The 10456-nt window shown below is 73.9% G+C and carries 10 protein-coding genes; 2 read left to right on the top strand and 8 right to left on the bottom strand.

Going from position 1 to position 10456, the window contains the following annotated elements; genetic code table 11:
• Positions 1 to 43: 43 nt before the first annotated feature.
• The 5 genes from ACFV0G_RS25505 to ACFV0G_RS25485 form a co-directional block, all read right to left on the bottom strand.
• Entirely contained in the window at positions 44 to 811 is a 768-nt protein-coding gene (locus ACFV0G_RS25505; RefSeq protein ID WP_380552331.1) for a 3-oxoacyl-ACP reductase, read from the bottom strand.
• Positions 812 to 816: 5 nt separating this feature from the next.
• The gene (locus ACFV0G_RS25500; protein ID WP_380552328.1) at positions 817 to 2181 is read right to left on the bottom strand and encodes an aldehyde dehydrogenase family protein; all 1365 of its coding nucleotides are present in this window, start codon (positions 2179 to 2181) and stop codon (positions 817 to 819) included.
• Between the two features lie 73 nt (positions 2182 to 2254).
• The gene (locus ACFV0G_RS25495) at positions 2255 to 2944 is read right to left on the bottom strand and encodes a gamma-glutamyl-gamma-aminobutyrate hydrolase family protein (RefSeq protein ID WP_380552325.1); all 690 of its coding nucleotides are present in this window, start codon (positions 2942 to 2944) and stop codon (positions 2255 to 2257) included.
• The gene (locus ACFV0G_RS25490) at positions 2941 to 4302 is read right to left on the bottom strand and encodes a glutamine synthetase family protein (protein ID WP_380552322.1); all 1362 of its coding nucleotides are present in this window, start codon (positions 4300 to 4302) and stop codon (positions 2941 to 2943) included. Before ACFV0G_RS25490 ends, ACFV0G_RS25495 begins: the two co-directional genes overlap by 4 nt.
• Positions 4299 to 5864, bottom strand: a complete 1566-nt coding sequence (locus ACFV0G_RS25485) for an amino acid permease (protein WP_380552319.1) — start codon at positions 5862 to 5864, stop codon at positions 4299 to 4301. The genes ACFV0G_RS25490 and ACFV0G_RS25485 overlap by 4 nt, the downstream gene beginning before the upstream one ends.
• Before the next feature lie 208 nt (positions 5865 to 6072).
• Here ACFV0G_RS25485 and ACFV0G_RS25480 point away from each other — a divergent pair, with 208 nt between their 5' ends.
• Positions 6073 to 6804 carry a FadR/GntR family transcriptional regulator gene (locus ACFV0G_RS25480; RefSeq protein ID WP_380552316.1) on the top strand — a complete coding sequence of 244 codons (732 nt, stop codon included), beginning with the start codon at positions 6073 to 6075 and terminating at the stop codon, positions 6802 to 6804.
• Between the two features lie 18 nt (positions 6805 to 6822).
• Here the strand turns inward: ACFV0G_RS25480 and ACFV0G_RS25475 are convergent, their stop codons facing one another.
• Entirely contained in the window at positions 6823 to 7983 is a 1161-nt protein-coding gene (locus ACFV0G_RS25475; protein ID WP_380552334.1) for an acyl-CoA dehydrogenase family protein, read from the bottom strand.
• A gap of 8 nt (positions 7984 to 7991) precedes the next feature.
• A complete protein-coding gene (locus tag ACFV0G_RS25470; protein WP_380552313.1) occupies positions 7992 to 9182 on the bottom strand; it encodes a CaiB/BaiF CoA transferase family protein in 1191 nt (396 codons plus the stop codon).
• 171 nt (positions 9183 to 9353) lie between these two features.
• On the opposite strand from ACFV0G_RS25470, the gene ACFV0G_RS25465 reads away from it, so the two are divergent.
• Positions 9354 to 9836: a hypothetical protein gene (locus ACFV0G_RS25465; RefSeq protein ID WP_380552310.1), complete on the top strand. Its 483-nt coding sequence runs from the start codon at positions 9354 to 9356 to the stop codon at positions 9834 to 9836.
• Between the two features lie 11 nt (positions 9837 to 9847).
• On the opposite strand, the gene ACFV0G_RS25460 is transcribed toward ACFV0G_RS25465, so the two are convergent.
• Positions 9848 to 10321 carry a PucR family transcriptional regulator gene (locus ACFV0G_RS25460; RefSeq protein ID WP_380552307.1) on the bottom strand — a complete coding sequence of 158 codons (474 nt, stop codon included), beginning with the start codon at positions 10319 to 10321 and terminating at the stop codon, positions 9848 to 9850.
• Positions 10322 to 10456: the final 135 nt, after the last annotated feature.

Genomic DNA, 10456 nt, shown 5'->3' with positions numbered 1-10456 from the left:
GGGGGGGCGCGCCCCCGCCCCCCCCGGGGCGCGGCCGGGCGGGTCAGTTCGGGGTGACGTACGCCCCGGAGATGCCGCCGTCCACCAGGAAGGTGTTGGCGGTCATGAAGGAGGAGTCGTCGGAGGCCAGGAAGGCCACCGCCGCGGCGATCTCCTCCGGCTCGGCGAACCGGCCGAGCGGGATGTGCACCAGCCGGCGCGCGGCCCGCTCCGGGTCCTTGGCGAACAGCTCCTGCAGCAGCGGGGTGTTCACCGGCCCCGGGCAGAGCGCGTTGACCCGGATGCCCTCGCGGGCGAACTGCACGCCGAGTTCGCGCGACATCGCCAGCACGCCGCCCTTGGAGGCGCTGTACGAGATCTGCGAGGTTGCCGCGCCCATCACCGCGACGAACGAGGCGGTGTTGATGATCGAGCCCTTGCCCTGGCGCTGCATGTGCGGGATGGCGTACTTGCAGCACAGATAGACGCTGGTGAGGTTGACCTCCTGGACGCGCTTCCAGGCCTCCAGGCCGGTGGTGAGGATGGAGTCGTCGTCCGGCGGGGAGATTCCCGCGTTGTTGAAGGCGATGTCGAGCCGGCCGTAGGTGTCGACGGCCTGCTGGAAGAGGTCGCGCACGGCGTCCTCGTCGGTGACGTCGACCTGCACGAACAGGCCGCCGACCTCGTTGGCCGCCTTGCCGCCGGCCTCCTCGTCGATGTCGGCGCAGACCACCTTGGCGCCCTCCTCGGCGAACCGCCGCGCGGTCGCCAGGCCGATGCCGCTGCCCGCACCGGTGATGACCGCCACCCGGCCGTCCAGTCGCTTGGTCATGCTGGTCACTCCTCCGTGGAGATGAAGACGTTCTTGGTTTCGGTGAAGGCGTTGAGGGCGTCCGGGCCGAGCTCGCGGCCCAGGCCGGACTGCTTGAACCCGCCGAACGGGGTCGAGTAGCGCACCGAGGAGTGCGAGTTGACGGAGAGGTTGCCCGCCTCCACGCCGCGCGCGACGCGCAGCGCCCGCCCGACGTCCCTCGTCCAGATCGACCCGGACAGGCCGTAGTCGGTGGCGTTGGCGATCCGCAGCGCGTCCTGCTCGCCGCGGAACGGCACGACCGCGACCACCGGGCCGAAGATCTCCTCGGTGAACGCCGGGTCGTCGTGCCGGACGGGGGCCAGCACGGTCGGCGGGTACCAGAAGCCGGGGCCCTCCGGCGCGCTGCCGCGGAAGGCCGGCTCGGTGACGTAGGACGCGACCCGCTCGCGGTGCGCGGCGGAGATCAGCGGCCCCATCTCGGTCTTCTCGTCCGCCGGATCGCCCACCCGCACCCCGCGGACGGCGGGCTCCAGCAGGGCCATGAAGTCGTCGTAGACGGACTCCTCGACCAGGATCCGGGAGCGTGCGCAGCAGTCCTGGCCGGCGTTGTCGAAGACCGCGTACGGCGCGGTGGCGGCGGCCTTGGCGAGGTCGGCGTCGGCGAAGACGATGTTGGCGCTCTTACCGCCGAGTTCGAGGGTGACCGGCTTCACCTGGGCGGCGCAGCCGGCCATGATCTCCTTGCCGACCCGGGTGGAGCCGGTGAACACCACCTTGCGCACCGCCGGATGGGTCACGAAGCGCTGCCCCACCACCGGGCCGCGGCCCGGCAGGATCTGCAGCACGCCCTCGGGCAGGCCCGCGCGCAGGGCGAGTTCGCCCAGCCGCAGGGCGGTGAGCGGGGTGAGTTCGGCGGGCTTGAGGACGACCGTGTTGCCGGCGGCGAGCGCCGGGGCGAGGCCCCAGGCGGCGATCGGCATCGGGAAGTTCCAGGGGACGATGATCCCGACGACACCGAGCGGCTCCTGGAAGGTGACGTCGATGCCGCCGGCCACCGGGATCTGCCGGCCGAAGAGCCGCTCGGGCGCGGCGGCGTAGTACTCGATGACGTCGCGGGCGTTGCCGGCCTCCCAGCGGGCGTTGCCGATGGTGTGGCCGGCGTTGGCGACCTCCAGGGCCGCCAGGTGCTCGCGGTCGGCGTCGACCTCGGCGGCGAACGCGCGCAGCAGCCGGGCCCGGTCGGCGGGGGCGACCCGGCGCCAGTCCTCGAAGGCGGCCTGGGCCCGGGCGATGGCGGCATCGGTCTCGGCGAGGCCGGCCAGGTCGACGGTGGTGATCACCTCCTCGGTGGCGGGGTTGACCACCTGGTAGCGGTCGGGGTCGGTCACGGGTGCTCCTCGGATGGGTGGGTGGGCCGGGGGCGGCCGGGGGCCCGGCGGGCGGTGCTCGGCGGGCGGGTGCTCAGCGGGCGGCCGCCGCGGTCAGGGCGGCGAACAGGCGGGTGTCCTCGGGGTCGGTCTCGGGGTGCCACTGGACGCCCAGGACGAAGCGGCGGCCCGGGAGTTCGAGGGCCTCCACGGTCTCGTCGCCGGCCCAGGCGACGGCCTGCAGGCCGGTGCCGAGCCGGTCGGCGGCCTGGTGGTGGTAGCAGGAGACCTTCGCCGAGCGGCCGAGGATCGCGCCGAGCCGGCTGTCCGGGCGGATGTGGACGGCCTGTCGGGCGAACTGCGCCGGCCCGCCGCGGTGGCCGTCCTCCGGCAGGTGCTGGACGAGCGAGCCGCCGAGGGCGACGTTGAGCAGCTGCATGCCGCGGCAGACGCCGAGCAGCGGCAGGTCGCGTTCCAGTGCGCCGGCGAGCAGTTCTGACTCCCAGGCGTCCCTGGCCGGGTGCGGCGGTCCGGTGTCGGGTCCGGGCGGTTCGCCGTAGCGGGCCGGGTCGATGTCGGATCCGCCGGCCAGGACGAGGCCGTCCAGCAGGTCGAGCAGCCGTCCGGTGCCGCCCGGTTGGGGCGGCAGGAGGACGGGCGTGGCGCCGGTGCGGGCCACCGCGTCCACGTACGTCTGCGGGAGGAGCGAGGCGGGCTGCTGCCAGATCGACCAGGCGGCCCGCTCCTGGTAGGTGGTGATCCCGACGACGGGGCGGCCGGTCACAGCCGCTCGAATCCGCGGCGCCGCTCCCAGTCGGTCACCGCCCGGTCGTAGGCGGCGAGTTCGACCCGTCCGGCGTGGGTGTAGTGGCGTACGACGTCCTTGCCGAAGGCCTCGGTGGCGGCGTCGCTGCCCTCGAAGGCGTCCACCGCGTCGCGCAGGGTGGCGGGCACCCGGGGCGCGTCGGAGGCGTACGCGTTGCCGGTGAACTCCGGCTCCAGTTCGAGCTGGTGCTCGACGCCGTGCAGGCCGGCGGCGATCAGTGCGGCGACCGCGAGGTAGGGGTTGACGTCACCGCCGGGGACGCGGTTCTCGAAGCGCAGCGAGGGGCCGTGGCCGACCACCCGCAGGGCGCAGGTGCGGTTGTCGCGTCCCCAGGCGATCGCGGTGGGCGCGAAGCTGCCGGGCACGTACCGCTTGTAGGAGTTGACGGTGGGGGCGAGCAGCAGGGAGAACTCGGCGAGGCAGGCGAGCTGGCCGGCCAGGAAGTGCTCCATGGTGCGGGAGAAGCCGTGCGGGCGGTCGCCGGCCATGACCGGGGCGCCGGCCGCGTCGCGCAGGCTGAGGTGGATGTGGCAGGAGTTGCCCTCGCGCTCGTCGTACTTGGCCATGAAGGTGAGGCTGCAGCCCTCCTGGGCGGCGATCTCCTTGGCCCCGGTCTTGTAGACGGAGTGGTTGTCGCAGGTGGTGAGGGCCTCGTCGTACTTGAAGGCGATCTCGTGCTGGCCGAGGTTGCACTCGCCCTTGGCGGACTCGACGGTCATCCCGGCGCCGGCCATGCCGTTGCGCAGGCGGCGCAGCAGCGGTTCGACCCGGGAGGTGCCGAGGATGGAGTAGTCGACGTTGTACTGGTTGGCCGGGGTGAGGCCGTGGTACGCGCGCTGCCAGGCCTGCTCGTAGGTGTCCTGGAAGACGATGAACTCCAGCTCGGTGCCGGCGAAGGCCTGCCAGCCGTAGCCGGCCAGGCGGTCCAGCTGGCGGCGCAGGACCTGCCGCGGGGAGACGGTGACCGGGCGGCCGTCGTGGTGGTGGACGTCGCACTGGACCATGGCGGTGGCGGGGTGCCAGGGCACCAGGCGCAGGGTGTCGTAGTCCGGGGTGAGGACGAGGTCGCCGTAGCCGTTCTCCCAGGAGGAGATCTCGTAGCCGTCGACGGTGTTCATCTCGGTGTCCACGGCGAGCAGGTAGCCGCAGCCCTCGGCGGTGCCGGGCACCACGTCGTCGAGGAAGTAGCGGGCGGCGAGCCGCTTGCCCTGGAGCCGGCCCTGCATGTCGGTGAGGGCGAGCACGACCGTGTCGATCTCTCCGGCGTCGACCAGGGCGCGCAGTCGGTCGAGGGTGAGCCGGGCGGTGGCGGTCATCGGGTCTCCAGTTCGGCTTCGAGGGCGGCGAGCTCCTCCGGCGTGCCGTGGACCTTCGGTCCGGTGAACCAGCGCCGCGCGGAGACCAGCCACCACAGGCCCGCGAAGCCGAGGACGACGCCGACCGCGACGGGCGTGTAGTTGAAGCTGGTGGTGGTGACGGGGCTGACGGTGGGCAGCATGAACAGGACGGTGATCACGGCGGTCCAGCCGACCGCCACGATGCCGATGATCCTGCTCCAGCGGCCCAGATGCCAGGGGCCGCGCGGGAAGGCGTCACCCTGGCGCAGTCGGAGGAATGTCGGGATGACGTACGAGATGTACAGGCCGATCACCGAGATCGAGGTGACGGCGGTGTACGCGGTGGAGTTCCACAGGGCGGGCAGGCCGAGCAGCAGGGCGCCGCCGGTGGCGAGCCAGACCGCGTTGGTGGGGGTGTGGGTGCGCGGCGAGATGCGGTGCCAGAGGGCGGAGCCGGGCAGTGCGCCGTCCCGGGAGAAGGCGTAGATCATCCGGGAGTTGGCGGTGACCGAGGCCATGCCGCAGAAGAACTGGGCGCCGATCACGATGAGCAGCAGGACCTTGGCACCGGTGGTGCCGATCGCGTCGATGAAGATCTGGGCGGGCGGGACGGCGGTGGGGCTGGCGAGCGCGCCGTCGTAGTCCCGGATGGCGAAGGTGATGCCGAGCAGCAGGATCCAGCCGGCGACCAGGGAGACGGTGATGGCGTTGACGATGCCGCGCGGGCCGGCCCGGTCGGCGGCGTGGGTCTCCTCGGTCATGTGGGCGGAGGCGTCGTAGCCGGTCAGCGTGTACTGGGCGAGCAGCAGGCCGAGCATGGCGACGTAGAACTGGTTGTGGAAGCCGGTCTTGTTGACGAACTCGGTGAAGACGAACGACGCGGAGGCGTGCCGGTCGGGCAGCAGGGCGAGCGCGCCGACGATCACCGCGACACCGGCCAGGTGCCACCAGACGGAGACGTTGTTGAGCACGGCGACGAGCCGGACGCCGCGGGTGTTGAGCAGGCCGTGCAGGAGCAGGATGACGGCGAAGATGCCGACGGTGTGCGCGGGGGTGGCGGAGAAGCCGAACTGGAGGTCGAGGAAGGCGTTGGTGAAGAAGGCGGCGCCGTAGTCGACGCCCGCGGTGACCGCGACCTGGCCGAGGAAGTTGAACCAGCCGGTGAACCAGCTCCAGGCCGCGGCGCGGGTGGTGGCGAGCTTCGCGGACCAGTAGTAGAGCCCGCCCGCGGTGGGGTAGGCGGAGCAGATCTCCGCCATCGCGAGGCCGACGCAGAGGGTGAGGGCGCCGACCAGCGGCCAGCCCCAGATGATCATCGCCGGTCCGCCGGCGTTCATGCCCGTCCCGTACAGGGTGAGGCAGCCGGAGAGGATCGAGACGATGGAGAAGGAGACGGCGAAGTTGGAGAAGCCCGACATCGAGCGGGCGAGCTCCTGGGTGTAGCCGAGTTCGTGCAGCCGCTGTTCGTCGGCGGAAACGGCCGGTGCGGTCGCCGGAAACACCGGCGCGGCAGGCTGGTCGGGTGGCGGTTCGGCAGGCATGGGCGCACCCCTGGGGGTCGGCGGTACCGAGGAGGGCGCGCCCACGTCGGTGTGGAGCACCCGGATTCAATGGACTGGAAACAGACCATTGAGCTGATGCGCAGCATCGTTCCGCGCGGGTCGGGCCCGCGTCAAGAGGGATCGCCGGATCGCCCGCCGGTCCGGGGCGCACCGTGGTGCGGCGCCGGCGCGCGGGTACGATGCGCCCGTGGACGAGGCACCGATCGACTGGCAGGCCGGCGCGATCTTCCGGCCCGTCCGGACGGGGAACGCCTTCGAGGAGACCGTCGAGCGGCTGCTCCAGGCGATCAAGCTGGGCGTTTTCGGGTACGGCGACCGGCTGCCCGCCGAGCGCGACCTCGCCGCCCGGCTGGGCGTCGGCCGGGAGACCCTGCGCGAGGCGATCCGCTCGCTGCAGCAGGCGGCCTTCGTGGAGTCCCGGCGCGGCCGCTACGGCGGGACCTTCGTGACCTACCGGATGCCGCCGCCGGACGTCGCCGAACTGCGCCGGGCCGTACTGGACATGGGCGAGGAGCTGCAGGACGCGCTGACCTACCGGCTGGTGCTGGAGACCGGCGCCGCCGAGACGGCCGCGCGCCGGGCCCTCGGCGAGGAGCAGCAGGCCTACCTGCGGCAGCGGCTGGCCGATCTGGAGGGCGCCGGGCCGGAGGAGTACCGGCAGCTCGACTCGCGGTTCCATCTGGCGATCGCCGAGCTCACCGGGTCCCGCTCGCTGGCGACCAGCATCGCCGAGGCCCGGATGCGGCTCAACGACCTGCTGAACGCCATCCCCATGCTGGAGCGCAACATCGAGCACGCCGCCGACCAGCACCGCGCCATGGTCGACGCGATCCTGGCCGGGGACGGCGAAGGCGCGCGGCGCGCGACCGAGGAGCACCTGGGTGCCACGGCCGCGCTCCTGCGCGCCTTCCTGGGGTGATGCGGGGCCGAGGGGCCGTCAGCGGTAGGCCGGCAGGCCGGTGAGCGCCTGGCCGACGACCAGGGTGTGGATCTCGCTGGTGCCCTCGTAGGTGAGCACCGACTCCAGGTTGTTGGCGTGCCGCAGCGGCGAGTACTCCAGCGAGATGCCGTTGGCGCCGAGGATGGTGCGGCACTCGCGGGCGATCGCGATCGCCTCCCGGACGTTGTTCAGCTTGCCGACGCTGATCTGCTCGGGGCGGATCCGGTCCTGCTCCTTGAGCCGGCCGAGGTGCACGGCGAGCAGGGCGGCGTTGTTCAGCGCCACCGCCATGTCCGCGAGCTTGCGCTGGGTGAGCTGGAAGCCGCTGATCGGGCGGTCGAACTGGATCCGCGCGTCGCCGTACGCGAGCGCCGTCTGCAGGCAGTCGCGGGCGGCGCCGACCGCGCCGAACAGGATGCCGAAGCGGGCCTCGTTCAGGCAGGACAGCGGCGCGCCGAGGCCGCGCGCGTGCGGCAGCTGCGCGGAGGCCGGCAGCCGGACGTCGTCGAAGCTCAACTCGGCCGTGGTGGAGGCCCGCAGGGACAGCTTGCGCTTGATCTCGTGGGCGGTGAAGCCGGGGGTGCCGCGCGGCACCAGGAAGCCGCGCACGCCCTCCTCGGTGGCGGCCCAGACGGTCGCGATGTCGGCGATCGCGCCGTTGGTGATCCACATCTTGGCGCCGTTGAGGATCCAGTCCTCGCCGTCGCGCACCGCGCGGGTCCGCATCCCGGCCGGGTTGGAGCCGAAGTCCGGCTCGGTGAGGCCGAAGCAGCCGATCGCCTCGCCGGCCGCCATCCTCGGCAGCCACTCCTGCTTCTGCTCCTCGGAGCCGTAGCGGTGGATGGAGTACATGGCGAGCGAGCCCTGCACGGAGACGAAGCTGCGGAAGCCGGAGTCGGCGGCCTCCAGCTCCAGGCAGGCCAGGCCGTAGGAGACCGCGCCCGTCCCGGCGCAGCCGTAGCCCTCCAGGTGCATGCCGAGCACGCCGAGCTTGCCGAGCTCGGGGGCGAGCTCGCGCGGGAAGTGCGCGTTCTCGTACCACTCGGGGAGGTTCGGGCGGACCCGGTCGGCGAGGAAGCGGGCCACCGTCGACTGGATCTCGCGCTCCTCCTCGGTCAGCAGCGAGGGGATGTCCAGCAGGTCCAGCGGGTCCTTCATCGGGCCGGTCACAGGGGGTCTCCGTTCACGTCGTCGTGGAGGGTGTGGAGCGGGGTGTCGAGCCAGGCGGTCAGTTCGCCGGTGTGCTCGCCGAGCCGGGGCGGGGCCAGGCGGTACCCGGGCGGGGTGCGGGAGAGTCCGATCGGGTTGGCGACCAGGCCGTCCGCGGTGCGCGGGGCCAGGCCGAGGCGCTCGGCGAGGGCGAAGGCGCCGGCGAGGTCGTTCACCGGGCCGCACGGTACCCCGAGCGGGGTGAGGTGTTCGAACCAGGCCGCGGCGGTGCGCTGCTTGAGCACCGGTCCGAGCAGGGCGGCGAGCTCCTCGACGCGGGCGACCCGGTCGGCGTTGGTGGCGAACCGGGGGTCGTCGGCGAGGTCCGGCACCTCCAGGCCGCGGCAGAGCGCGCCGAACTGCCGGTCGTTGCCGACCGCGATCACCAGCGGGCGGTCGGCGGCCCGGAACACCTCGTACGGGGCGATCGACGGGTGGCGGTTGCCGAGCACGCCGGGCACCACACCGGCCAGGGTGTAGCCGGCCGCCTGGTTGACCATGCTCGACAGCAGCGTGGAGAGGAGGTTGACCTCGACCAGCTGGCCGCGGCCGGTGGCGTCCCGGTCGCGGAGCGCCGCGAGCACGCCGATCGCGGCGTGCAGCCCGGTCAGCACGTCCACCAGGGCGACCCCGGCCTTCACCGGCTGCCCCGGCCCCGGGCCGGTGACGCTCATCAGCCCGCCGACCGCCTGCACCAGCAGGTCGTAGCCGGGCAGCGCGGCGCCCTCGCCCGGGCCGAAGCCGCTCACCGAGCAGTACACCAGCCCGGGGTTGGCCTCCTGCAGGTCCCGGTAGGCCAGGCCGTGGCGGGCCATCGTGCCGGGCCGGAAGTTCTCGAACAGCACGTCCGCGCGCCGGGCGAGCTCGCGGGCCCGGCGCAGGTCGTCCGGGTCGCGCAGGTCGAGGGCGAGCGAGCGCTTGTTGCGGTTGACGGACAGGTAGTAGGCCGCCTGCCCGTCGTCCGCGTACGGCGGCCCCCAGGCGCGGGTGTCGTCCCCGCCGGCCGGGTGCTCGACCTTGACCACGTCCGCGCCGAGGTCGGCGAGCAGCATGGTCGCGTACGGCGCGGCCAGCACCCGGCCGAAGTCCGCGACAAGCACGCCCGCCAGCGGCCCGCGCCGGTCGTCCGTTCCCGTGCCCACCTGCAACTCCTTCGTTCGGTGTGCCGCTCATTGTGGTCGCAGCGGGCGCCGCCGCGCAGGGGACAGAGTGGAGTGCCCGACCGCCTCTCCACTGGACGATCCGTCCAGCGGCCGCGGCGGAGGCACCCCGCGGGCCGGACCGTTGACGGCCGGCCCGGCCGCTGACACGATCACCCGATGACCGCCGCTCCCCCCACCGGCCCGATCCGCCTCCGCAGCCTCTGGCAGCGCGTGGTGCTGGCGCTCTGCGGCGCCGTCCTCCTGCTGATCTCCGTGGAGATGCTCGTCCGCGGCCCGTGGGGCGCCCGGGTGCTGTACCTCGTCACCGGGACCGCCGCCGCCTGGTGGATCTGGCGGGCCGTCCGGCTCGGCGTGACCCTGGACGGCTCGGGCGTGGTCAGCCGCGGCATGGAGCGGACCCACCGCACCCCGTGGTGCCGGATCGCCTCGGTCTCCGCGCAGACCCTCCCCGGCCCGGGCCTGGGCACCGTCACCACCCTGGTGCTCACCCGCTACGACGGCGAACCGGTCGCGCTGCGCGGCATCGGCGGCTACGCGAGCGACCGCGACGCCGGCCGGATGCGCGAGCTGCAGGACCGGATGGAGGCGGTACGCACGGCCCACCGGGCCGGCTGCGACACCTGCCCCGCCGGCGTCTGACCCCGGGCGGCTCACGGCCCGGCCCGCTCCCCGGGCCGTTCCCCGGACGGCGGCCAGACGGTGAGGGCCATCAGCAGTTCGGCCCGTACGTGCGGTGAGTCGAGGTCGGTGCCGAGCACCGCTCGGGCCCGGTCGATCCGCGTCCGCAGGGTGTGCCGATGGACGCCGAGCGCACCGGCCGCCGCCTCCCACTGGCCGTGGTGCTCCAGGAACGCCCGCAGCGAGGCCAGCAGTTCGGTGCCGTGCCCGGCATCGTGGTCGGCGAGCGGGCCGAGCCGCGCCCGGGCCAGCCCGGTCAGCACGGCCCGCGCCGCGGGATCGGCGGCGAGGGCGCTGCCCGCCAGCGCGGTGTACCGGACGAGGCCGGTGCCCGGGCCGGCCGCGGCGGCGCTGCGCGCCTCCTGCCAGGCCGCCCGGACGCCGTCGGGCCGGTGACGGTCGCTCAGACCGGCCCGGCCGCCGGCCGCCGCGGCCAGGGCCTGCACGGCCGCCTCCCCGGGTCCCTCGGCCGCCCCCCCCGCCGCCCCCCCCCCCGCGCCCCCCCCGCCCCCCCCCCCCGGGCCCCCCCCCCCCCCGCCCCCCCCCCCCCCGGGCACAACCCACCGCCCCCCCCCCCCCCC

The sequence above is a fragment of the Kitasatospora sp. NPDC059571 genome, from assembly GCF_042735675.1.
Taxonomy (GTDB): domain Bacteria; phylum Actinomycetota; class Actinomycetes; order Streptomycetales; family Streptomycetaceae; genus Kitasatospora.
Note: the sequence above shows the minus strand (reverse complement) of the source record. Positions and strands in the feature narration are given on the sequence as shown.